This is a genomic window from Mesorhizobium sp. M8A.F.Ca.ET.161.01.1.1 (assembly GCF_004792105.1).
Classification (GTDB): Bacteria; Pseudomonadota; Alphaproteobacteria; order Rhizobiales; family Rhizobiaceae; genus Mesorhizobium.
Map to the genome: position 1 here is coordinate 353,458 of NZ_SRTD01000001.1, position 24,733 is coordinate 378,190.

18 protein-coding genes are annotated in these 24,733 nt (G+C 60.8%); 2 read left to right on the top strand and 16 right to left on the bottom strand.

Annotated features, from left to right (window positions below):
• The 4 genes from tuf to rpsL all read right to left on the bottom strand — a co-directional run.
• Nucleotides 1–1,151, bottom strand: a 1,151-nt coding sequence (gene tuf, locus EN804_RS01870; RefSeq protein ID WP_135918763.1) for an elongation factor Tu, incomplete at its 3' end; no start/stop codon positions are given.
• Nucleotides 1,152–1,218: 67 nt separating this feature from the next.
• On the bottom strand, nt 1,219–3,309 hold the full coding sequence (fusA, locus tag EN804_RS01875; protein WP_127869367.1) for an elongation factor G: 2,091 nt from the start codon (nt 3,307–3,309) through the stop codon (nt 1,219–1,221).
• A gap of 29 nt (nt 3,310–3,338) precedes the next feature.
• On the bottom strand, nt 3,339–3,809 hold the full coding sequence (gene rpsG / locus EN804_RS01880) for a 30S ribosomal protein S7 (RefSeq protein ID WP_008875664.1): 471 nt from the start codon (nt 3,807–3,809) through the stop codon (nt 3,339–3,341).
• A 60-nt stretch (nt 3,810–3,869) separates the two neighbouring features.
• Entirely contained in the window at nt 3,870–4,241 is a 372-nt protein-coding gene (gene rpsL / locus EN804_RS01885) for a 30S ribosomal protein S12 (protein WP_006333356.1), read from the bottom strand.
• Nucleotides 4,242–4,705: 464 nt separating this feature from the next.
• Between rpsL and EN804_RS01890 the strand changes: the two genes are divergently transcribed.
• Nucleotides 4,706–4,987: a transcriptional regulator gene (locus tag EN804_RS01890; RefSeq protein WP_127277968.1), complete on the top strand. Its 282-nt coding sequence runs from the start codon at nt 4,706–4,708 to the stop codon at nt 4,985–4,987.
• A gap of 143 nt (nt 4,988–5,130) precedes the next feature.
• Nucleotides 5,131–6,054 carry a Gfo/Idh/MocA family oxidoreductase gene (locus EN804_RS01895; protein ID WP_189343650.1) on the top strand — a complete coding sequence of 308 codons (924 nt, stop codon included), beginning with the start codon at nt 5,131–5,133 and terminating at the stop codon, nt 6,052–6,054.
• Nucleotides 6,055–6,077: 23 nt separating this feature from the next.
• On the opposite strand, the gene EN804_RS01900 is transcribed toward EN804_RS01895, so the two are convergent.
• From EN804_RS01900 to EN804_RS01955, 12 genes are all read right to left on the bottom strand, one after another.
• Nucleotides 6,078–6,743, bottom strand: coding sequence for an O-methyltransferase (locus EN804_RS01900; protein ID WP_135918571.1), 666 nt, complete (start codon nt 6,741–6,743; stop codon nt 6,078–6,080).
• A gap of 83 nt (nt 6,744–6,826) precedes the next feature.
• Nucleotides 6,827–11,023, bottom strand: coding sequence for a DNA-directed RNA polymerase subunit beta' (gene rpoC, locus EN804_RS01905; protein ID WP_127277965.1), 4,197 nt, complete (start codon nt 11,021–11,023; stop codon nt 6,827–6,829).
• Nucleotides 11,024–11,152: 129 nt separating this feature from the next.
• The gene (gene rpoB, locus EN804_RS01910) at nt 11,153–15,289 is read right to left on the bottom strand and encodes a DNA-directed RNA polymerase subunit beta (protein ID WP_135867795.1); all 4,137 of its coding nucleotides are present in this window, start codon (nt 15,287–15,289) and stop codon (nt 11,153–11,155) included.
• A gap of 266 nt (nt 15,290–15,555) precedes the next feature.
• On the bottom strand, nt 15,556–15,933 hold the full coding sequence (gene rplL, locus EN804_RS01915; RefSeq protein ID WP_006202136.1) for a 50S ribosomal protein L7/L12: 378 nt from the start codon (nt 15,931–15,933) through the stop codon (nt 15,556–15,558).
• A 54-nt stretch (nt 15,934–15,987) separates the two neighbouring features.
• Entirely contained in the window at nt 15,988–16,506 is a 519-nt protein-coding gene (gene rplJ, locus EN804_RS01920) for a 50S ribosomal protein L10 (protein ID WP_027146631.1), read from the bottom strand.
• A gap of 412 nt (nt 16,507–16,918) precedes the next feature.
• Complete coding sequence (rplA, locus tag EN804_RS01925; RefSeq protein WP_127279517.1) at nt 16,919–17,617, bottom strand: 50S ribosomal protein L1; 699 nt, start codon at nt 17,615–17,617, stop codon at nt 16,919–16,921.
• A gap of 4 nt (nt 17,618–17,621) precedes the next feature.
• Nucleotides 17,622–18,050 carry a 50S ribosomal protein L11 gene (gene rplK / locus EN804_RS01930; protein ID WP_135918572.1) on the bottom strand — a complete coding sequence of 143 codons (429 nt, stop codon included), beginning with the start codon at nt 18,048–18,050 and terminating at the stop codon, nt 17,622–17,624.
• Nucleotides 18,051–18,222: 172 nt separating this feature from the next.
• On the bottom strand, nt 18,223–18,750 hold the full coding sequence (gene nusG, locus EN804_RS01935) for a transcription termination/antitermination protein NusG (RefSeq protein WP_015317996.1): 528 nt from the start codon (nt 18,748–18,750) through the stop codon (nt 18,223–18,225).
• A 28-nt stretch (nt 18,751–18,778) separates the two neighbouring features.
• Nucleotides 18,779–18,982, bottom strand: a complete 204-nt coding sequence (gene secE, locus EN804_RS01940; RefSeq protein ID WP_013531408.1) for a preprotein translocase subunit SecE — start codon at nt 18,980–18,982, stop codon at nt 18,779–18,781.
• A 555-nt stretch (nt 18,983–19,537) separates the two neighbouring features.
• Nucleotides 19,538–20,053 carry a hypothetical protein gene (locus EN804_RS01945; protein ID WP_135918573.1) on the bottom strand — a complete coding sequence of 172 codons (516 nt, stop codon included), beginning with the start codon at nt 20,051–20,053 and terminating at the stop codon, nt 19,538–19,540.
• A gap of 133 nt (nt 20,054–20,186) precedes the next feature.
• Entirely contained in the window at nt 20,187–22,082 is a 1,896-nt protein-coding gene (locus tag EN804_RS01950) for a UvrD-helicase domain-containing protein (protein WP_135918574.1), read from the bottom strand.
• Entirely contained in the window at nt 22,079–24,394 is a 2,316-nt protein-coding gene (locus EN804_RS01955; protein ID WP_135918575.1) for an AAA family ATPase, read from the bottom strand. Before EN804_RS01955 ends, EN804_RS01950 begins: the two co-directional genes overlap by 4 nt.
• Nucleotides 24,395–24,733 lie beyond the last annotated feature (339 nt).

The following is a 24,733-nucleotide window of genomic DNA, read 5'->3' on the forward strand; positions in this document are numbered from 1 at the left end:
CCGGCACCGACGGTGCGGCCGCCTTCACGGATGGCGAAGCGCAGCTTCTCTTCCATGGCGATCGGCACGATCAGCTCGACATCGACCGTGATGTTGTCGCCAGGCATCACCATCTCGGTGCCTTCCGGCAGCGACACGATGCCGGTCACGTCGGTCGTGCGGAAGTAGAACTGCGGACGGTAGTTGGTGAAGAACGGCGTGTGACGGCCACCTTCGTCCTTGGTCAGGATGTAGGCTTCGGCCACGAACTTCTTGTGCGGCTTCACCGTGCCCGGCTTGGCCAGAACCTGGCCGCGCTCGACACCTTCACGATCAACGCCGCGCAGCAGCGCGCCGATGTTGTCGCCAGCCTGGCCCTGATCGAGCAGCTTGCGGAACATTTCAACGCCCGTGCAGGTCGTCTTGGTCGTCGGACGGATGCCGATGATCTCCAGTTCCTCGCCGACCTTGACCACGCCGCGCTCGACGCGGCCGGTCACGACCGTGCCACGGCCCGAGATCGAGAACACGTCTTCGATCGGCATCAGGAACGGCTTGTCGAGCGGACGAACCGGCGTCGGGATGTAGGCGTCGACCTGAGCCATCAGCTCGCGGATCGCGTCCTCGCCGATCGTCTTGTTCGAATCCTCGAGTGCGGCAAGCGCCGAACCCTTGACGATCGGAATGTCGTCGCCGGGGAATTCGTTCTTCGACAGCAGTTCACGAACCTCGAGCTCGACCAGTTCGAGCAGCTCGGCGTCGTCGACCTGGTCGACCTTGTTCAGGAACACCACGATCGACGGCACGCCGACCTGACGGGCAAGCAGGATGTGCTCGCGGGTCTGCGGCATCGGGCCGTCGGCGGCCGACACGACCAGGATCGCGCCGTCCATCTGCGCGGCGCCGGTGATCATGTTCTTCACATAGTCGGCGTGGCCGGGGCAGTCGACATGCGCGTAGTGGCGGTTCTCGGTCTCGTATTCGACGTGAGCCGTCGAGATCGTGATGCCGCGCGCCTTCTCTTCCGGCGCCGCGTCGATCTGGTCATACCGCTTGTATTCGCCAAAATACTTGGTGATCGCAGCCGTCAGCGACGTCTTGCCGTGATCGACGTGACCAATCGTGCCGATGTTCACATGAGGCTTAGTGCGCTCGAATTTACCTTTTGCCATGTGATGTCTCCATTTCCTGCTCGCCCATGCGGGCTTTGAATTGCGTTACCGCGGCAGCTCTTTCGAGTTACGCGTATTTCTTCTGGACTTCCTGAGCGACCGCGGTCGGGACCGGCTCATAGTGATCGAACTGCATCGTGTAAGCCGCGCGGCCCTGGCTCATCGAGCGCAGGTTGTCGACGTACTTGAACATGTTGGCGAGCGGCACCATCGCGTTGATGACGACGGCCACGCCGCGCGCTTCCTGGCCCTGGATCTGGCCGCGACGGCCGTTCAGGTCACCGATGACGCTGCCGACGTAGTCTTCCGGCGTCACCACCTCGACCTTCATGATCGGCTCGAGCAACTGCACGCCAAGCTTGGGAGCAGCTTCACGGAAGCACGCGCGGGACGCGATTTCGAAGGCCAGGACCGAGGAGTCGACGTCGTGGTAGGCGCCGTCGATGAGCGTCGCCCTGACGCCGATCATCGGGAAGCCGGCGAACGGACCAGCGCCCATGACGCTCTGGATGCCCTTTTCGACGCCCGGAATGTATTCCTTCGGCACCGCGCCGCCGACGATCTTGGACTCGAACACGAAGTCCTCGCTCTCGGAATTCGGCTCGAACACAACCTTGACGCGCGCGAACTGGCCGGTACCGCCGGTCTGCTTCTTGTGCGTGTAGTCCTGCTCGTGCTTGCGGGTGATCGTCTCGCGATAGGCCACCTGCGGCGCGCCGACATTGGCTTCGACCTTGAACTCGCGACGCATGCGGTCGACGATGATGTCGAGGTGCAGTTCGCCCATGCCGGAGATGATGGTCTGGCCGCTTTCCTCGTCGGTCTTGACGCGGAAGGACGGATCCTCGGCAGCCAGGCGGTGAAGGGCGAGGCCCATCTTTTCCTGGTCGTTCTTGGTCTTCGGCTCGATGGCGATCTGGATGACCGGATCGGGGAATTCCATGCGCTCGAGGATGACCGGGTGCAGCGGATCGCACAGCGTGTCGCCGGTGGTGGTGTCCTTGAGGCCGGCCAGGGCGACGATGTCGCCCGCAAAAGCTTCTTCGACGTCGGCGCGCGAATTCGCATGCATTTGCAGCATGCGGCCGATGCGCTCCTTCTTGCCCTTCACGGTGTTGTCGACAGAGACGCCCTTGGTGAGCTTGCCCGAATAGATGCGGGCAAAGGTCAGCGAACCGACGAACGGGTCGTTCATGATCTTGAAGGCGAGCATCGACAGCGGCTCGTTGTCGTCCGCATGACGCTCGATCTCGGCGTCGGTCTTGGCATCGACACCCTTGATGGCCGGAACATCGGCCGGCGACGGCAGGTATTCGACAACGGCGTCGAGCAACGGCTGCACGCCCTTGTTCTTGAAGGCCGAGCCGCAGAACATCGGGTAGAACTTGACCGCGATCGTACCCTTGCGGATCAACGAACGGATCTCGTCATTCGACGGCATCTTGCCTTCGAGGTAGTTTTCCAGCGCCGTCTCGTCCATTTCGACGGCGGCTTCAATCATCTTCTCGCGGTATTCCTCGGCACGCGCCTTGAGGTCGGCCGGGATCTCGACGACGTCCCAGGCAGCGCCCAGCGTCTCGTCGCGCCAGACCAGCGCATTCATCTCGACGAGGTCGACGACACCCTTGAATTCGGTCTCGGCGCCGATCGGCAGCTGCATGACGACAGCCTGCGCGCCGAGGCGCGAGCCGATCATCTCGACCGAGCGGTAGAAGTCGGCGCCGATCTTGTCCATCTTGTTGCAGAAGATCATGCGCGGCACGCGATACTTGTCGGCCTGGCGCCAGACGGTTTCCGTCTGCGGCTCGACACCGGCATTGGCATCGAGCAGCGCGATGGCGCCGTCGAGCACGCGCAGCGAACGCTCGACCTCGATGGTGAAGTCGACGTGTCCGGGGGTGTCGATGATGTTGAAGCGGTGCATCTTGCCGTCACGGCCCTTCCAGAAGGTCGTGGTCGCGGCGGACGTGATGGTGATGCCGCGTTCCTGCTCCTGCTCCATCCAGTCCATGGTGGCAGCGCCGTCGTGCACTTCGCCGATCTTGTGCGACTTGCCCGTGTAATAGAGGACGCGCTCGGTGGTCGTCGTCTTGCCGGCGTCGATATGCGCCATGATACCGAAATTGCGGTAGTCTTCGATTTTGTATTCGCGGGCCATCGTAGCTGCCTCTCAGTCCTGTTCGCGCTTTACCAGCGGTAGTGCGCGAAAGCGCGGTTGGCTTCAGCCATCTTGTGGGTGTCTTCCCGCTTCTTCACGGCGGTGCCGCGGTTGTTGGCCGCGTCCATCAGCTCGCCGGAGAGGCGGTCGACCATGGTGGTCTCGTTGCGGTTGCGGGCCGCGGCGATCAGCCAGCGGATCGCCAATGCCTGGCGACGCTCGGGACGAACGTCGACCGGAACCTGGTAGGTGGCGCCGCCGACGCGGCGCGAACGCACTTCCACATGCGGCGCGACATTGTCGAGCGCCTGGTGGAAGACGGTGACCGGCTCCTGCTTGGTCTTCGACTGGACCTGGTCCAGCGCGCCGTAGACGATGGTCTCGGCAACCGACTTCTTGCCGTCATACATGACGGCGTTCATGAACTTGGTGACGATCAGATCGCCGAACTTGGGATCCGGGTTGATCTCACGCTTTTCTGCACTGTGACGACGCGACATGGCTTTTGTCTCTCAATCTCGTAGCCCGGCGCGTTCAAGCAGCGCCAAGGCCGGAAAATCTTACTTCGGACGCTTGGCGCCGTACTTCGAACGGCGCTGCTTGCGGTTCTTCACGCCCTGCGTGTCGAGCACGCCGCGGATGATGTGGTAGCGCACGCCCGGAAGATCCTTGACGCGGCCGCCGCGGATCATGACCACGGAGTGTTCCTGAAGGTTGTGACCTTCGCCGGGAATGTAACCGATCACTTCAAAACCATTGGTCAGGCGGATCTTGGCCACCTTGCGCAGCGCCGAGTTCGGCTTCTTCGGCGTCGTCGTATAGACGCGCGTGCAGACGCCCCGCTTCTGCGGGTTCTGCTGCATGGCCGGGACCTTGTTGCGCTTCACCGGCGCAATGCGCGGCTTGCGGATCAGCTGGTTGACGGTAGGCATTAAACCCTCTTGTCTCTCAATTCCGTGTCTCGTGCCGGTCAAGGCTCGCTCAAAGCGTCATTTCCATACGCAAATTCGGGCCACAAACCGCGCCTCGCGGTCTTGCCCGAACAAATCGCAGAGGAAGCGGAAGCCGCTTCGTGCACGCCGGAAATGTCTTTTCGCTCGTAAAACGAACCCTGTTTGAGGCAAACTCCAAAGCGTGTCGCTTCGGAAGGGAGAGCCTCACATCGGTTCTGACTGGGCGGCTTCTACTCGTAAGCCCGCGAACCGTCAACCCCGCAGCGGCAAATATTGCATTGAAGCCGGGGCTTGGCAGCCATGCGAAAACCGCATGTAATTTTCTTTCGCCGTTTGGCAAGGGCGAGGAAGAAAGTGACCGAGTTTTGGCTGTTGCGGGGCCTTGCTTCATGCGAAAAGGCCGCATGAACACTGACAATCCCTCGCCGCGAAGGAATCGGCCCGTGAACGACAATGAAGAACGCCCGGTCACCATCATCACCGGCCGGGTGTGGAAGAAGAAAGGCGGCAAGCCGGAAGGCGTGCATGTCATGCTGGTGGCGCCCGATGACGATTCGGCGGTGCGCCGTGCGCTCGAATCGCTGGCTGCCGAAGGCTACGCCGAGGCCGAACTCGACCAGATCGGCGACATGGAGGGCGAGCCCGACGATGAGCCGCATCTTTCGGCCTTCCAGGGCGCGCTTGAAGGCGAAGTGTCGATCGTGACCTTCGACGTGCCGATCTGATCGCAGCGTGGCGCCCCTCGCCTGCCCAGCGTCATGATGCCGATTCGTTCGAATAGCTGGCATGGCCGACGCTTGCCCGTCATGGCCGATCTGCTAAGAGACGCGCAGACGTCCCAACCCGGCGGAGCCTCATGTCCTCATCCATCTCGCCCATAAGAATCGGCATTGTCGGTGTCGGCAAGATCGTCCGCGACCAGCACCTTCCGGCACTGGCCAAGGATCGAGACTACCAGCTGATCGCAGCGGCCAGCCGACACGGCAAGGTCGACGGCATCGCGAATTTCCCCGATATAGAGACGATGCTTGGCGCGGTTGCCGAACTCGACGCGGTGTCGCTGTGCATGCCGCCGCAGTTCCGCTATGACGCCGCGCGCAAGGCGCTCGAGGCCGGGAAGCACGTCTTCCTGGAAAAACCGCCGGGTGCCACGGTCAGCGAAGTCGAGGACCTGAAGGCGTTCGCGGCGAAACAAGGCGTCTCCTTGTTCGCAAGCTGGCACTCGCGCTACGCGCCGGCTGTCGAAGCGGCACGGACATTCCTGGCTTCGACCAAAATCAAATCGGCGGCGATCGTCTGGAAGGAAGATGTGCGCCGCTGGCATCCGAACCAGGACTGGATCTGGCAGCCTGGCGGCTTCGGCGTCTTCGATCCCGGCATCAACGCGCTGTCGATTGCAACCTATATCCTGCCGGCCATGTACATCACTTCGGCCGTACTCGATTTTCCGGAGAATCGCGACGCACCGATCGCGGCCCAGGTCGCGTTCCACGCGGCGAACGGATCCGATGTGACCATGGATCTCGACTGGTTGCAGACCGGACCGCAGAGCTGGGACATTCTGGCCGACACGGATGCCGGGCAGATGGTGCTCTCGGGTGGCGGCTCGAAGCTCGCCGTCGACGGCCGTGTCGTCCATGAGGAACCAGAAGCGGAATATCCGATGCTCTACCGGCGATTTGCCGAGATTGTGCATGCCGGCGTATCCGATGTGGACCTTGCACCGCTGCAGCACGTCGCCGACGCCTTCATGCTCGGCAAGCGCAATGTGGTCGAGGCGTTTTTCGACTGAAGATCGCCAGGTGCGCCCCGACGTCAGTCGACAATCGCGATGGCAAAGCCGTCATAGCCCTTGGCGCCCACGGTCTGGATGGCTGTGCCGTCCAGCCGTTTTTCGCCGCCGATGAAGGAAAACGCCGCGCGGGCGCCTTCGACATTGGCATCGCGGCCATCCTCATCCAGCACGGCGCCGTCACGGATGACGTTGTCGCAGACGATGACCGTCCCGGAGCGTGACAGCCGCAAGGCCCAGGACAGATAGTACGGGTTGTTCGGCTTGTCGGCATCAATGAAGATCAGATCGAACGGGCCGGCATTCTCATTGCCGAGTGCGGCAAGCGACTGGAGCGCCGGACCGACGCGCAGTTCCACCCGGTCCGCTACCCCTGCCCGCTCGAAATTCGAGCGTGCGACCTTGGCATGATGCGGATCGAGTTCGAGCGTCACGACTTTGCCGTCGGCGGGCAGTCCCCGCGCCATCCAGATGGTCGAATAGCCGCCCAGCGTGCCGATCTCGAGCGCCTTTTTCGCGCCGCCGATGCGCGCCAGCAGCGAGAGCAGTTTTCCTTGCGCCGCCGAGACATCGATCGCCGGCAGGCCATTGTCGCGGTTGGCCGCCAGAACCGCGTCGAGAACGGGATCCGCCTCGAAGAGCGAGGAGACGATGTAGTCGTCGACAGCCGTCCAGGTCTTCGTGCTCATCTGCTTTCCTCCGATCGTTGAAACGAAAAAGCCGCCGGGTTGCCCCGACGGCTTCTGTTGCCTGAGATTTCTTGCCGTCGCGCTTACTGCGCGGCGGTTGTCATGTCGGCGAGCATCGGCTCGGCCACTTCAACACCGGAGGCCTTGCGGCGCTCGTCGATGATGAGTTCGTCGCGCGAGGTGGCAATGCGCCGGATCTGGCTCATCGTGCCGCCGGTACCGGCCGGGATCAACCGGCCGACGATGACGTTTTCCTTCAAGCCCTGCAGCATGTCGGTCTTGCCGGCAACCGCGGCCTCCGTCAGCACCCTGGTCGTCTCCTGGAAGGAGGCGGCCGAGATGAAGGACGGCGTCTGCAGCGAAGCCTTGGTTATGCCCAAGAGCACCGGCTGGCCTTCAGCCGGCTTCTTGCCGTCCTCGACCAGGCGCTCGTTGACCTCTTCCAGTTCGATCACGTCGACGTGGTCGCCCGGGATGTAGGTCGAGTCGCCCTGCGTGGTGATCTCGACCTTCTGCAGCATCTGGCGAACGATCACCTCGATGTGCTTGTCGTTGATCGACACGCCCTGCAGACGGTAGACTTCCTGGATCTCGTTGACGAGGTAGGACGCAAGCGCCTCCACGCCCTTGATCGCCAGGATGTCGTGCGGCGCCGGATTGCCGTCGAGGATGTAGTCGCCCTTCTCGATGACGTCGCCGTCCTGGAGATGGAACGGCTTGCCCTTCGGGATCAGGTATTCGACCGGCTCGAGCGTCGAGTCATGCGGCTCGATAATGATGCGACGCTTGTTCTTGTAGTCGCGGCCGAAGCGGATCGTGCCGTCGATCTCGGCGATGATGGCGTGATCCTTCGGACGACGTGCCTCGAACAGTTCGGCAACACGCGGCAGACCGCCGGTGATGTCCTTGGTCTTGGCGCTTTCCATCGGGATACGCGCCAGCACGTCGCCGGGGCGAACCTGGGCACCCGGCTCGACCGAGAGAATGGCCTCGACCGAGAGCAGGAAGCGGGCATCGCCGCCCTTCGATAGCTTGCCGACCTTGCCCTTGGTGTCCAGGATGGCAATCGCAGGCTTGAGGTCGTTGCCGCGCGGCGTCGAACGCCAGTCGATGACCTCACGCTTGGTGATGCCGGTCGACTCGTCGGCCGTTTCCTGGACGGAAATACCGTCGACCAGATCCTCATACGACACCTTGCCCTCGATTTCAGTGAGGACAGGACGGGTATAGGGATCCCACTCGGCGATACGCTGGCCACGCTTCACCTTGTCGCCATCGTCCACGAAGATGCGCGAACCATAGGTGACACGGTGCGTTGCACGCTCCTTGCCGGCCTCGTCGAGGATCAGCACCGCCATGTTGCGGCCCATGACCATCTGCTGGCCGTCCGAGTTGCGCACCACGTTGCGGTTGCGGATCTCGACCTTGCCCTCATACGAGGCTTCAAGGAACGAAGAGTCCACCACCTGCGCGGTACCGCCCATGTGGAAGGTACGCATGGTGAGCTGCGTGCCCGGCTCGCCGATCGACTGCGCCGCGATGACGCCGACGGCTTCGCCCTGGTTGACCGGGGTGCCACGGGCCAGATCGCGTCCGTAGCAGACCGCGCAGACGCCGATCCTGACTTCGCAGGTCAGGGCCGAGCGGATGCGGACCGACTGCACGCCGGCCTTTTCGATCTGTTCCACGTCCCGCTCGTCCATCAGCGTTCCGGCCTTGACCAGGACTTCGCCCGACACCGGATGGGTGATGTCGTCGAGCGATGTACGGCCCAGCACGCGCTGGCCAACCGAAGCGACGACCTGACCGGCATCGACGATCGGCTGCATGGTGAGGCCCTTGTCGGTGCCGCAATCCACGGAGTTGACGATGCAGTCCTGCGCCACGTCGACCAGACGACGAGTGAGGTAACCCGAGTTCGCCGTCTTCAAGGCGGTGTCGGCCAGACCCTTGCGGGCACCGTGGGTCGAGTTGAAGTACTCGAGCACGGTCAGGCCTTCCTTGAAGTTCGAGATGATCGGCGTCTCGATGATTTCACCCGAGGGCTTGGCCATCAGGCCGCGCATGCCGGCGAGCTGGCGCATCTGGGTGGGCGAGCCGCGCGCACCGGAGTGCGACATCATGTAGATCGAGTTCATGGGCTTCTGACGGCCATTGTCCTCGAACTCGACCGCCTTGATGCGGGCCATCATTTCGTCGGCGACCTTTTCCGAGCACTTGGCCCAGGCGTCGACGACCTTGTTGTACTTCTCGCCCTGCGTGATCAGACCGTCATTGTATTGCTGCTCGTACTCCTTGGCCAAAGCCTCGGTGTCCGACACCAGCTTGATCTTGGTGTCCGGGATCAGCATGTCGTCCTTGCCGAACGAGATGCCGGCACGGCACGCATGAGCAAAGCCGAGCGCCATGATGCGATCGCAGAAAATGACCGTCTCCTTCTGACCGCAATGGCGGTAGACGGTGTCGATCATCTTGGAGATGTTCTTCTTGGTCATCTCCTGGTTGGCGGTCTCGTAGGGCACGTTGACGTTCTTCGGCAGAAGTTCGCCGATGATCATGCGGCCAGGCGTGGTGTCATGGATCTTCGACACGACCTTGCCTTCGGCGTCGACCGTGCGGAAGCGACCCTTGATCTTGGCGTGCAAGGTCACGGCCTTGGTCTCAAGCGCGTGCTGGAGCTCGCCCATGTCGGCAAACACCATGCCCTCGCCCGGCTCGTTCTGGTTGACGATCGAGAGGTAGTAGAGACCTAGGACCATGTCCTGCGACGGCACGATGATCGGCGCGCCGGAGGCCGGGTGCAGGATGTTGTTGGTCGACATCATCAGCACGCGGGCTTCCAACTGCGCTTCCAGCGACAGCGGCACGTGAACGGCCATCTGGTCGCCGTCGAAGTCGGCGTTGAAGGCCGTGCAGACCAGCGGGTGAAGCTGGATCGCCTTGCCTTCGATCAGGATCGGCTCGAACGCCTGGATGCCGAGGCGGTGCAGCGTCGGCGCGCGGTTCAACAGGACCGGATGCTCGCGGATGACCTCGTCGAGGATATCCCAGACTTCCGGACGCTCCTTCTCGACAAGCTTCTTCGCCTGCTTGACGGTCGAGGAGTAACCCTTGGCGTCGAGGCGGGCATAGATGAAGGGCTTGAACAGTTCGAGCGCCATCTTCTTCGGCAGGCCGCACTGATGCAGCTTGAGCTCCGGACCGGTGACGATGACCGAACGGCCGGAATAGTCGACGCGCTTGCCGAGCAGGTTCTGACGGAACCGGCCCTGCTTGCCCTTGAGCATGTCGGACAGCGACTTCAGCGGACGCTTGTTGGCACCGGTGATGACGCGGCCGCGACGGCCGTTGTCGAACAGCGCATCGACGGCTTCCTGCAGCATGCGCTTTTCATTGCGCACGATGATGCCGGGGGCGCGCAGTTCGATCAGCCGCTTCAGGCGGTTGTTGCGGTTGATCACGCGGCGATAGAGATCGTTCAGGTCGGACGTGGCGAAGCGGCCGCCGTCCAGGGGAACCAGCGGGCGCAGGTCCGGCGGGATCACCGGAACGACCTTCATGATCATCCATTCCGGACGATTGCCGGACTCCATGAAGTTCTCGACGACCTTGAGACGCTTCAGATACTTCTTCTGCTTCAGCTCGGACGTGGTCGAAGCCAGTTCCGAACGCAGGTCGCCTGCGATCTTCTCCAGATCCATGCCGGCCAGAAGGTCATGAATGGCCTCGGCGCCGATCATGGCGGTGAAGGAATCCTCGCCATATTCGTCGACGGCGATCATGTACTCTTCCTCGCTGAGCAGCTGGTGCTCCTTCAGCGCGGTGAGGCCAGGTTCGGTGACGATGTAGTTCTCGAAGTAGAGGACGCGCTCGATGTCCTTAAGGGTCATGTCGAGCAGCGTGCCGATGCGCGAGGGCAGCGACTTCAGGAACCAGATATGGGCGACCGGTGCCGCCAGCTCGATATGGCCCATGCGCTCGCGGCGGACGCGCGACAGCGTGACTTCGACGCCGCACTTCTCGCAGATGACGCCCTTGTACTTCATGCGCTTGTACTTGCCGCACAGGCACTCATAGTCCTTGATCGGGCCAAAAATGCGCGCGCAGAACAGACCGTCACGCTCCGGCTTGAAGGTGCGGTAGTTGATGGTCTCCGGCTTCTTGATCTCGCCGAACGACCAGGACAGAATCTTCTCAGGGCTGGCGAGCGATATCCGGATGGAATCGAACACCTGTGCCGGCGCCTGCGGATTGAAGAGATTCATGACCTCTTGGTTCATGCCGTTCTCCTTTTCGGGGTCCTCGAAAACCCCTTGCATCTAACGCGGGCCAAATGCCCGCTGAGTGGTCGGCCCACCGGCCGTAGAATTTGGTGAGCGCGTCGCGGGTTGCCGCGACGCGCCTTTGCCTTATTCGGCCGCGTCGGGCAGCCGGACAGGGTTGTCGTCGAGCTTGGTGTTCTCCAATTCGACATTGAGGCCGAGAGACCGCATTTCCTTGACGAGCACGTTGAAGCTCTCGGGAATGCCTGCCTCGAACGTGTCGTCGCCACGCACGATCGCCTCGTAGACCTTGGTGCGGCCGGCGACGTCGTCCGACTTCACCGTCAGCATTTCCTGCAGCGTGTAGGCGGCGCCGTAGGCTTCCAGCGCCCAGACCTCCATCTCGCCGAAGCGCTGGCCGCCGAACTGCGCCTTGCCGCCCAGCGGCTGCTGGGTGACGAGCGAGTACGGACCGATCGAACGCGCGTGGATCTTGTCGTCCACCAGGTGGTGAAGCTTGAGCATGTAGATATAGCCCATCGTCACCTTGCGATCGAACGGCTCGCCGGTGCGGCCGTCATAGAGCTGCGACTGACCGCTGGTGTGCAGGCCCGCCTGCTCCAGCATGATGTTGATGTCAGCCTCATGCGCGCCGTCGAACACCGGGGTCGCGATGGAGACGCCGCGGCGCATCTGCTCGCTGAGGCGAACGATGCTCTCGTCGTCATACTCGCGGACCGGTTCGTTGCGGTCGTTGGCGGGCATGAAGCTTTCCAACGTCTTGCGCAGCGGCTTGATGTCGCCGGCAGCCTTATAGGTGTCGATCAGTTCGCCGATCTTCCTGCCCATGCCGGCACAAGCCCAGCCCAGATGCGTTTCCAGGATCTGGCCGACATTCATGCGGCTCGGCACACCCAACGGGTTGAGCACGATATCGGCATGCGTGCCGTCCTCGAGGAAAGGCATGTCCTCGACCGGAACGATGCGCGACACGACACCCTTGTTGCCGTGACGGCCGGCCATCTTGTCGCCGGGCTGCATCTTGCGCTTCACCGCCACGAAGACCTTGACCATCTTCATGACGCCCGGAGGCATTTCGTCGCCGCGCTGCACCTTCTCGACCTTGTCCATGAAACGCTGTTCGAGCGCCTTCTTGGAATCGTCGTACTGGCCACGCAGGGCTTCCAGTTCGCTCTGGAGCTTTTCGTTCTCCACCGCAAACTGCCACCACTGCGAACGCGGGTACTCGTCGAGCGTGTCCTTGGACAGCGTCGAGCCCTTCTTGAAGCCCTTCGGTCCAGCGATCGCTTCCTTGCCGACGAGAACGTCGGAAAGACGCGCGTAGACGTTGCGGTCCAGGATCGCCTGCTCGTCGTCACGGTCCTTGGCGAGGCGTTCGATCTCCTCGCGCTCGATCGCCATGGCGCGCTCGTCCTTCTCCACACCGTGGCGATTGAACACGCGCACCTCGACGACGGTGCCGAAGGTGCCCGGAGGCATGCGCATGGAAGTGTCGCGCACGTCGGAAGCCTTTTCGCCGAAGATGGCGCGCAGAAGTTTCTCTTCCGGCGTCATCGGGCTTTCACCCTTCGGCGTGATCTTGCCGACCAGGATGTCGCCCGGCTGAACTTCGGCGCCGATATAGACGATGCCGGCTTCGTCGAGGTTCTTCAGCGCTTCTTCCGAGACGTTGGGAATATCGCGCGTGATTTCCTCCGGACCGAGCTTGGTATCGCGCGCCATGACCTCGAACTCCTCGATGTGGATCGAGGTGAAGACGTCGTCGGCGACGATGCGCTCGGACAAGAGGATGGAGTCCTCGTAGTTGTAGCCGTTCCACGGCATGAACGCGACCAGCACGTTGCGGCCGAGCGCCAGATCACCGAGTTCGGTCGACGGACCGTCGGCGATGATGTCGCCCTTGTTGACCCGATCACCCATGCGCACCAGCGGACGCTGATTGATGCAGGTGTTCTGGTTCGAACGCTGGAACTTCATCAGCCGGTAGATGTCGACGCCGGACTTGCCCGGGTCGAGATCCTCGGTGGCGCGGATGACGATACGCGTCGCGTCCACCTGGTCGACGATGCCGCCGCGGCGGGCGCCGATGGCGGCGCCCGAGTCACGGGCGACGATCGGCTCCATGCCGGTGCCGACGAACGGCGCTTCGGCGCGCACCAGCGGCACGGCCTGACGCTGCATGTTCGAGCCCATCAGAGCGCGGTTGGCGTCGTCGTTCTCGAGGAACGGGATGAGCGCCGCGGCAACAGACACCATCTGTTTGGGCGACACGTCCATCAGGTCGACGTTTTCGCGCGGCGCCATCATCACTTCGCCGGCGCTGCGGCAAATGACGAACTCGTCGACGAAGCCGCCGTTCTTGTCGAGCTCGGCATTGGCCTGCGCGACATGGTGCTTGGCCTCTTCCATCGCCGAGAGATAGACGACCTCATTGGTCAGCTTGCCGTCGACGATCTTGCGGTAGGGGCTTTCGATGAAGCCGTACTTGTTGACGCGCGCGAAAGTCGCCAGCGAGTTGATCAGACCGATATTCGGGCCTTCCGGCGTCTCGATCGGGCAGATGCGGCCGTAATGCGTCGGGTGCACGTCGCGCACTTCGAAGCCGGCACGCTCGCGGGTCAGACCGCCCGGTCCAAGCGCCGAGAGACGACGCTTGTGGGTGATCTCCGACAGCGGATTGGTCTGGTCCATGAACTGCGACAGCTGCGAGGAACCGAAGAACTCGCGCACGGCGGCGGCCGCCGGCTTGGCGTTGATCAGGTCCTGCGGCATGACGGTGTCGATCTCGATCGAGGACATGCGTTCCTTGATCGCGCGCTCCATGCGAAGCAGGCCGACGCGGTACTGGTTTTCCATCAGCTCGCCGACCGAACGCACGCGGCGGTTGCCGAGATTGTCGATGTCGTCGATCTCGCCCTTGCCGTCACGCAGTTCGACCAGCGTCCTGACCACGGCCAGGATGTCGTCCTTGCGCAGCACGCGCACGGTGTCCTCGGCCTTGAGCTCCAGGCGCATGTTCATCTTGACGCGGCCAACGGCGGACAGGTCGTAGCGCTCGCTGTCGAAGAACAGCGAGTTGAACATGGCTTCGGCGGTCTCAAGCGTCGGCGGCTCGCCCGGGCGCATGACACGGTAGATGTCGAACAGCGCGTCCTGGCGGCTCTCGTTCTTGTCGACTGCGAGCGTATTGCGGATATAGGCGCCGACGTTGACATGGTCGATGTCGAGGACCTGGATCTCCTGCTCGCCGGTGCCGAGCAGCACCTTGAGCGTTTTGTCGTCGATCTCGTCGCCGGCCTCGAGGAAAATCTCACCGGTGGCATAATTGACGATGTCCTCGGCCAGGTAGTTGCCGAGCAGATCCTCGTCGGTCGCCTTGATCGCCTTGAGGCCCTTCTCGCCGAGCTGACGCGCCTGGCGGGCGGTGATCTTCTTGCCCGCCTCGACGACGATCTCGCCGGTGTCGGCATCAACCAGGTCGCCGACGGCCTTGAGGCCGCGGAAACGCTCGACGTTGAACGGAATGCGCCAATGGTCGCCGGCGCGCTTGTAGGTGATCTTGTTGTAGAAGGTCGACAGGATCTCCTCGCCGTCCATGCCGAGTGCCATCAGCAGCGACGTCACGGGGATCTTGCGGCGGCGGTCGATGCGGGCGTGGACGACGTCCTTGGAATCGAACTCGATGTCGAGCCACGAGCCACGATAGGGGATGACACGGGCGGCAAACAGAAGCTTGCCCGACGAGTGCGACTTGCCCTTGTCGTGATCGAAGAAGACGCCCGGCGAGCGATGCATCTGCGAGACGATGACGCGCTCGGTGCCGTTGACGATGAAGGTGCCGTTCAAGGTCATGAGCGGCATGTCGCCCATGTAGACGTCCTGCTCCTTGATGTCCTTGATCGACTTGGCACCGGTATCCTCGTCGATATCGAACACGATGAGGCGCAGCGTCACCTTCAGCGGCGCGGCATAGGTCAGGTCGCGCTGACGGCATTCGTCAACGTCGAATTTCGGTCCTTCGAACTCGTACTTCACGAACTCCAGCATGGAGGAGCCGGAAAAATCGGAGATCGGGAAGACCGACTTGAAAACAGCCTGCAGCCCTTCGTCCGGACGTCCGCCCTTGGGCTCGTCCACCATCAGGAACTGGTCATAGGATGCCTTCTGAACCTCGATGAGGTTCGGCATCTCCGCAACTTCCGGGATCTTTCCGAAAAACTTGCGTACGCGTCTGCGGCCATTGAAAGTCTGGGTCTGGGCCATCGTCGCTCCTTAGCTCTAAACTCGGGACGAACCTCGCCGCGGCTCGTCTTGCATACTGAGCCACCTGGCCGGCGGCTCTCTGTCTGTTCTCCGGCCGCCTTTTCCAATTACTTGGCGGCTACCGGCTAAAACGGGAGAAAACCCGTTTCCTGAAGGCCGGTTTACGGCCCTCAGGAAAGAGGTTTTCGTACATCTCGCGTCACGCAACCTCCCCTGGTCACCCAAGGGAGTGGCGGACGGCGCGAGGCCGCCCGCCGCTTTTACGCTTACTTCAGGTCGACCTTGGCGCCGGCTGCTTCCAGCTGGGCCTTGAACTTGTCGGCGTCGGCCTTGGAAACGCCTTCCTTGACCGGCTTCGGAGCCGCTTCGACCAGGTCCTTGGCTTCCTTGAGGCCAAGACCGGTGATGGCGCGGACTTCCTTGATGACGTTGATCTTCTGAGCGCCGGCGTCGGTGAGGACGACGTCGAATTCCGTCTTTTCCTCGACGGGGGCAGCAGCAGCAGCAGCGCCGCCAGCAGCGGCAACCGCGACCGGAGCAGCAGCCGAAACGCCCCACTTTTCTTCCAGAAGCTTCGACAGCTCAGCCGCCTCGAGGACGGTCAGCTTCGAAAGGTCGTCTACGATCTTTGCGAGATCAGCCATTGTTGTATTCCTTCGTTAGGTTCGAACGTGTGTTTTTGATAGCGAGGAACGGCCTCATGCCGCCTCGTCCTTCCGGGCGTAAGCGCCGATGACGCGCGCGACCGAGGCCGCTGGCGCATTGACGATCTGGGCGATCCGGGTTGCCGGCGTGGCGATCATGCCAACCAACCTGGCGCGCAGCTCATCGAGCGACGGAAGTGTGGCGAGTGCCTTCACACCGTCGGCGTTGAGCGAGGTGGTGCCCATTGCGCCGCCGAGAATGACGAGCTTGTCATTCCCCTTGGCGAAATCGGACGCGACCTTCGGCGCCGCAATCGGATCCTCCGAATAGGCGATCAGCGTCTGTCCCTTGAACAGGTCGATGATCGATGCGGAGTCCGTGCCCTGAAGAGCGATTTTGGCGAGACGGTTCTTCGCGACTTTAACGGTGCCACCGGCGGCGCGCATTTTCGACCGAAGGTCGTTCATTTGCGCGACGGTGATACCGGCATAGTGGGCCACGACGACTGAACCTGCGCCCGAAAACGCATCATTCAGGCCCGTGACGAGTTCGCGTTTTTCCGCTCTGTCCACTGCCTATCTCCAGTTGACCCCTGCCCCGTCAATGGGAACATTCCCATTTGCGAGGACAGGCGTCGGGTTGCCTTTTTGCCGGCCGGGCCATCCAGTAACGGATCTCCCGAACGACGCTCGAGGATCCTGCCCCCTTTCGCCACATCGACGGTCAAGCCGGCGATGCGCAGACAAAAGGCAAACACGGTTCGAACCTTTCATTGGAGCTTGTCGCTCCGTTGTCCGGTTTTCACCCGTCTCATGCAGGCCGACATGAATTAAGGCCCTCCTCTTGAATCAAGACTCGGGCCGCCCGCAATCTCGGACAGGATGTCCGGAAGCCTTCCGGCTTCCGGTACCGGGCCCAGGATAAATCCAAGGCCCGGAATTCAGTCACGGATCAGCCTTCGCGAGGCCGATCCAAATGGTCTAATCAGGACGCGGCGAGCGTCGAGACGTCGAGCTTGAGGCCCGGGCCCATCGTCGAGGTGACAGACACCTTCTTGACGTAGTTGCCCTTGGCGCCAGCCGGCTTTGCCTTGGTCACCGCATCGGCGAAGGCACGGATGTTCTCTTCCAGCGCCTTGACGTCGAACGAGACCTTGCCGACGCCGGCATGAACGATGCCGGCCTTCTCGACGCGGAACTCGACCGCGCCACCCTTGGAGGCCTTGACGGCCGCGGCGACATCGGTGGTGACGGTGCCGACCTTCGGGTTCGGCATCATGCCGCGCGGGCCGAGCACCTTACCGAGGCGGCCGACGAGCGGCATCATGTCCGGCGTGGCGATGCAGCGATCGAAATCGATCGTGCCCTTCTGGACGATGTCGACCAGATCCTCGGCACCGACGATGTCGGCGCCGGCGGCCTTGGCCTCTTCAGCCTTGTCACCACGGGCGAACACGGCGACGCGGACCGAGCGGCCGGTACCGTTTGGCAGGTTGACCACGCCGCGGACCATCTGGTCGGCATGACGCGGGTCGACGCCGAGGTTCATGGCGACTTCGACGGTCTCGTCGAACTTCACCGAGGAGCGATCCTTGAGCAGCTTTAGCGCGTCAGCGAGCGCGTAAGCCTTGTTGGGATCGATGCCTTCACGGGTCTTCGATACACGCTTTGCAATCTTTGCCATGATCTCAGGCCACCACTTCCAGACCCATCGAGCGGGCGGAGCCCTCGACCATACGCATGGCCGCTTCGACGTCGTTCGCGTTCAGATCCTTCATCTTGGCAGTCGCGATTTCGCGAACCTTGTCGCGCGAAACGGTGCCGGCCTTGACCTTGCCCGGCTCCTTCGAGCCCGACTTCAGGTTCGCGGCCTTCTTCAGGAAATAGCTCACCGGCGGCGTCTTCATGACGAAGGTGAACGACTTGTCCTGGTAATAGGTGATGACGACCGGAACCGGCGATCCCTTTTCCATTTCCTGGGTCTGCGCGTTGAACGCCTTGCAGAACTCCATGATGTTGATGCCGCGCTGACCAAGCGCCGGGCCGATCGGGGGCGACGGCGTAGCCGATCCCGCGGAGACCTGGAGCTTGAGCTGGCCTGCAATTTTCTTAGCCATCTCTTTTCCTGCCTTTGTCTATGCCGGCCCCACTATGGGAAACACCGGCGGTTGCAGTCTGGTGGTGCGGTTCTTGCGGCCGGCTAAAGCCGCCTTCGCCTCCCACCGTTCTCAGGCCACGCGCTTCCGCGCCGCCTCCCCTGACCGCCGAACCGACGCCAGGGATTTCGGATCAGCCCTTTTCGACCTGTCCGAATTCCAGATCGACAGGCACGGCGCGCCCGAAGATCGAAACTTCCACCTTGAGCCGTGCCCGCTCCTCGTCCACTTCCTGGACGAAACCGTTGAACGACGCGAAGGGACCATCCGAAACGCGGATCGCCTCGCCGATCTCGAAGGTGACCGAGGGCTTCGGCCGCTCGACGCCTTCCTGCACCTGGTTCAGGATGCGCTGCGCTTCCGCCTCGGTGATCGGCACCGGCTTGGAGTCCCCGAGGAAACCGGTGACCTTCGGCGTGTTCTTGACCAGCGAGAACACGGCGTCGGTCAGGTTGGCCTTCAGGAGCACATAGCCCGGGAAGAACTTGCGCTCGGCGTCGACCTTGCGGCCGCGACGAACCTCGACGACCTTCTCGGTCGGCACCACGATCTGCTCGATATCGGCAGACAGGCCCTTCTGCTTGGCCTTGTTCTCGATGTCCTCGGCGACCTTCTTCTCGAAGTTCGAATAGGCGTGGACGATGTACCAGCGCGTAGCCATTTTTACGACTTCTCCGTAATCGCCGGACTTAGCGTCCAATGCCCAGAATCTGCTCGACCGCGAGGCCCATGAGCTGATCGGCGGTGAAGAAGAAGATCATCGCGATCACAGCAAAAGCCAGGACCATGACCGTCGAGATCATCGTCTCGCGGCGCGACGGCCAAGTCACCTTGGCTGTCTCCGCGCGCACCTGCTGGAGAAAGACGAAAGGATTTGTGGTTTTCGAAGCCATATGCCGCCTGTCTTCAAGACCCGTTGGCCGGGCCCCCTGGATGATCCCGCTGACCGGGACGTGCCGCCTGAGCCCAACCTCGCGCCGAATCAGCGCAATCATTTCGCCCATGCAAATCAGACGCGTAAAGCCGGCTTCCCAGCTTCACGCGTCGCGTGTCTGTTCCATCTACATAAAACCGATTCTTGATCCACGCAAGTGGCAAGTGTCCGCTTTATGACCAAACGCCGCCTCGGAACCATCCAGTCGTTCCGTCCCGGCTATGGCGCCCTTATGCCCCAATCGGGCTAATATGGCAAGCGGGTCGCCGATTTTCAAAGGCAGCCCGCAAAAATCGTTGTGATGCCATCTTGGAAAATGGCACGGGCAGCAGGGCTCGAACCTACGACCTGCGGTTTTGGAGACCGAATAGCCTTCTCGCATCGTCTTGTTTGTACAGTGATATTTGGCATTTTTGTTTTGGGTGTGCAAGGGTTTGTGTAAAAGATAAAGTCGATGTCTCAGGGAGTTTCGCGCAGAAACGGGACGAGTACGTTGCCCATACCGCATCGGATTTCAATGCAATCCTCGCAAAGACGCAGGACGCAGGGATGGCACTCCCGGCATAGTCTCGGCACGGTTGACCAGCCGGTAATCCATGACCGGCTGATCGCCGCAAGACGAGCAGACGTGCGTCTTTCCCTCCGCTCCTACGGCGTACCGTGACAGAGTGGCCAGGGTGGGCTCGACGCGTTCAACGATCGAATACCAATGAGGGCTGTGGGGCACGATCTGCTCCATATGCTCTTTCAGATCGGATGGATGGTGCTCAGACAGCCAAGCGTAAGCTACTTCCCGACGCAGCTGGTCCGTCTGAACAAGGGTCTTATAGAGGTTTATCTCCAACCGGAGGGACTCGCGCGGATGGTCCCGGTTTAGAGCCTCCAATTGAATGAGGTTGACTGCAAACCGTAGCCAGCCGGTGTAGGCTTCCTCGACTGTGCCAATACAATAGTCCCGCAGCGCATCGGAGGCGACCTTCTGACCGATAAGGTCCAGTTCGTAGCGCCACGGGCGCGTCTCAATGTCCATCCGCCACAAATCAAGATAGCCAGAGCTGCGCAAGGCGGCCGGGATTATCGGATCGGCGTCTGGCCGCTCCACAAGCAGAGGGTACCCGTCTTACCATCCGAGGGTATCGCAGACAGCGAAGATCGAGCCCGTGCTAACCTGGAACAGCACGCGCCACCTCATCTGGATCAAACCAACCGTTAGCCAACACATGCGCCTGAACCGCTGCGGGGTTTTCCGTATATGCAACCAACGCCAAACTCCTTCTGGCTCGGCTGCACGTTACATAAAAAAGACGCCTCGTTCGCTCGATTGAATTGTCCCGGCCTTCCTGCTGACTCCTTACATCGTTCGGCGTCGGGGCCTTTGCCCCGAGCAGCTTGTCATAACCAAACATGAAGCCCCGCGCTTCACTGTCATCCATTAGGACCATCACGCGATCGAATTCGAGCCCTTTAACGCCTTGATGTGTGTCGTACGACGCTTCGTGCGCAACATAGGCGGCGTAGGGCTCAATCATCGAAAATGGGCATTCAAGGAATTCGAGGAGCGCCTGAAGACCCTCGGTGGGTGGGTCGGCCCTTTCGTCTTCCGCCCTTGCGTTGTCCGCTGGAGTCATTCGCGCCGCTAAAGCTGCTTTCAGTCTGTCAGGGATCTCAAATAGGTTTGTCTCAGCAATGCTCTCCAGAACCTGGCCACAAGATGGTTCTCCTGCGTTCCACAGTCCCATTAGCTGATTAATTGCCGTCTGTGCCGTACCCAGTTGTTCCGCCGGCTTCTCTGACGTCTTTAGGCGGTCCTTGCTCAGCAGCGGGGACAATTCTCGTACGATTCTTGTCGTGGCAAACTTGTCCCCCCTTCGCTGCGCGTGAACCAATGGGAGCACGCTGTGCGTGAAAAGTCGGGTGGGACCGAAAGTGCCATCAAGAAAGCTGGTGCGGAACTCATCAATAGCTAACGCTTCGAACAATCTTTCAAAACCCATCCGACGCGCCGCCATATGGTGTTCAAGCGTCAGGATTTTGCATTGATCGATCTCCTTCCACAGCTCGTCCGCAGTGATGTCTGCCATGTGGTTCCGGACTTTCTGCTCAAGAGCAGGTTTATCTGCGGTATCCGCTGGAAACACGAAGAATCGAACCCACCCCTCGATGGCGTCGTCGCGCGGCTCCTGTATATGCTGGTCCGCCGCCGAGCGAACTTGATTGATCAGCCGCACGATGCGTTTCGGACAGCGATGATTGAGTTTCTTCGCCGGGATTGCCCACCCGGCAGGGATTTCGTCCTCCATCCGATCTTTTCCATCGGCGTAGATGCGCTGCATCGTGTCGCCGATAAGCCCAAGACTGAATCGCGCTTTGTGCGCCTGCTGAACGCTCAACAGCGCATCTACCAGGGATCCGTGCGTGTCTTGGCTTTCGTCAATAAGGATGAAGGGGAACTTCTCGACCAAGAGCCGCTGCATGAGCGGCTTGGTCTGAAGGAATGAGGAGAAGATGTTTATCACCTCGGCGTGGTTGAGCGCATTTCGCTCGCGATTGTCGCCGTTTGGATTGTAGGTGAACGCCTTAATCTGACCTAGCCGTTCTAAGCGCCGTCCTTTGGACTCGATCTGAGCAAGCCGAGATATGGAAGCCTTGGTTCCCGGCCGACCTCTTCTCTCTTCTTCTTGAAGGTCTGCTATCTGCCGCTGGAGGGCCTCCCGCAGCCAGACACGTATGTCGCTATTAAGCCCTTGGATCTGCTGCCAAGCAAAGCTGTGTATGGTCCGAACAACGAAGAGCGGGTCGTACTGAGTGCGCCGAATGATCTCGTCACACGCGGCGTTGGTATATGTGATGACGGCAACCTGACGGCCCCGCAAGCGAAGCCTATCGCGGAAAGTTTCGCGAATGTGCGTAAGCGCATTAACCAACGTCCGGGTCTTACCGGACCCTGCCCCAGCAAAAAGGAAAAAGCTTTTGGGGTCATCCAACCGCAGGGCTTCAGCGATCGTGCCATCCACATGATCGTCCATGCCTACGTTGGAATTTGGCCGGATCAGAGTCATGCCGCCATCCCAGGATTATCGTCGGCTGGCGCCGGGTTGGGATTTTCAACCGCCCTTACGATACCGAGTTCGACCTGTTTGTGTTCGAGTTGCTGCGCAAGCCATGAGAGGCCAAGGCGGATGTAAGTTGGCGAAGCAAGTGCGATCGGGTCCTCAAGCTCGAGCAGGTCCAGCGCAAACTCCGCCTTATTGCCCCCTTTCAATTGCTCTTTGAGGGCAGCTCCCAATGCAGCGCTATCTGCACTTTCGGAGATGGCTTGGCGGAACTTTGCTATCAAGCCCGTACCCTCGAGTCCGGCGAAAAGTGCTAGGTTTTCATAGACGATCGAATCTTCGAGGGTATAGGCCAACGCCTCTGTTACAGCGCCTTTGAACTCGATTTGCACGGGGCATTGGTAGGCCACGCGCACCGCAAAGCGTTCGTCTACATAGGTTTTGATCTTTTCGGTCTCCGGTGTATCCAAAAGCTGGTCGAGCTGAGCGACGGCGGGGCACCAACTTCGTAGCGTCTGATTGCGAGTGGTGTAATTTTGGCCCCTAACGGGCACCGCTGCTTTGCCCTCAGCATCGCAAGAGTCGATATCAGTGATGACTAGCGTGGTAAGACCGATCTTCTCGACTAAGGATCTCATGCGATGCGCATGGCTGCCGCCGATTTCGAGCCACGTGATGTAGCTTTCGGATAGTTTGGCGAACTCCGGATGCTCATTCACAAAATGCGGGACGAGAATACGCTCGGCTGGCCCCTCGATGAAGATGGCTGCATCTGCAAAGAGGAGATCGCAGTGGGTTACCCTTAGGTAGCGTGTAACGAACCGTTTCGTCTCGGCGTCATCGCCAAAGGCGTCGTTAAGATTCACGACACATGAAGTGGGGATACTGGTCGCATCTCCGGGCAGGCGGCGAAAATAGCGAAGCGAGTCAAACTCGCACTCATGCGCAATGTGGCTTGAATGAGTGCTAAGTACCATTTGTGTGCGGAAATGCTTATGGTCCCCCAGCTCGCCATGATTCCGCAAGATCTTGTAGGCCTGACGGATAAACACTTGTTGGACCTGGGTGTGTAGATGCACCTCCGGTTCCTCGATTAGAACCAAATGGAGGGGCGCGATAACGGCGTCGTCGCCCGCTTTTGCCTTTGCCTTTCCGACCTTCATCCAGCTGTCGCGAAACGCCATAAGGCGAAACACCATGGAGATGAGATTCTGATAGCCTAATCCGTTTGAATCTTCCGGTAGATGAAGATTGACGTGCTTTTGCCCATCGTGAACTGGAATTTCGAAGCGTACGGCGGCCTCATGATTGAGCCCCTCTACCGGCCGCAAACGGGTGGATATCGCCAACCTCGGATCAGTAACGCCCGGATATCCTAGTTTGTGCATCTCCTTGAGGGGGCTTTCGAAGCCATCGGTCAGGCGGCCGTCAAAGGCCTGTTGGGCCTGTTCGATAGCGCGCAATGCATGCAAGTCTCTGGCGTCTGGCTGCTCATACGGATCCAAGTGCTGTGCGTAATATTGGCGAAGCTGTGTGGACAGCTTTCGAGAACCCGAGTTCGTGCTGGTCTTATCGTCGTCGAAGCCGTCGTCGCCGTTTCCAAAGCCCCGCTGAGCGCTTATCTCGTCAATTCGAATAAGTCCTTTGAAAGGGTCGCCCTCGATGGGTTCATTGCCATTGAGCGCTTGGGGCCGAGCCACCCCGTGCACAGGGGCGCTTATCGCAGCGGGGTCCAATACGTAATAGCGGTGTGTAAAATAGTTGGCCAGGCGCCTTTGAAGAAATTCGACCAGGTTCTCCGGCCACAGCTTCACCTCGAACGAGGCCGCTCCGGCATCTGCGGCAGCTGCAGCTTGTTGTAGGGACAACACTTCGGCACGCGCCGCAACAAAATCCATCTGCAGTTGTTTAGCGTCGCTTGGCTCATAGCGGACACGAACGCCCAGTCGGCCGGCGGCCCATTCCAACGTCGGCAAAAGCGGCTGCACATAGTGCACTTCGTTCTCGGGGACATCGAGCCAGATGTCCACTGACGGAAGCACCGTGTCCCAATCTGGATCGGGTATGGCCGCCTGCGCCAGAAACGCCTCCTCCCAAGCCAGACCCATCGCATTGATGGCAGGCCAATGGCTGAGCGTAAAATCATTGAAAGTGAAATTTGCCCGCTCTCGCTGGACAAGAAAGTATCTGAGAGCGGTGATCGCCGACGTTTTGCCACTGTTGTTGGCACCAACAAACACCGTGGCTTTCCTCGATAAACCGACTCGCGTCGAAATTAACTTCCGGAAATTGGAAATCTCTACAAATTCAATTTGCATTCGCACCCCCCGCCCAACTCTTATATACCAAGTTGCAAGCGGAGCGGAACCTCTTCTCGCTGTTCTACCTGTGAATTCCGCTCAAAAAATAGTGCGACGCTTCAAAATGCGTCAGTTAATCAACTCGCAAGAGCCGTTCTTCACAGGTGCGCCTTAACCGGATCGCCCCTTTATCCTGCCGGCACACTGCTTTTCACAAGAATCTCATCTAAGAGTCCTAAGTGGTGGCCAGTTGCTCGGTTGGTATCTCTGACTGATTCATGACAAGATCCTGCTGTTTGCCATTTTGGCCGGTGTGCGCGAGCCAATTCAACGTCCGCCTTCTCTGCCTCTGGACGC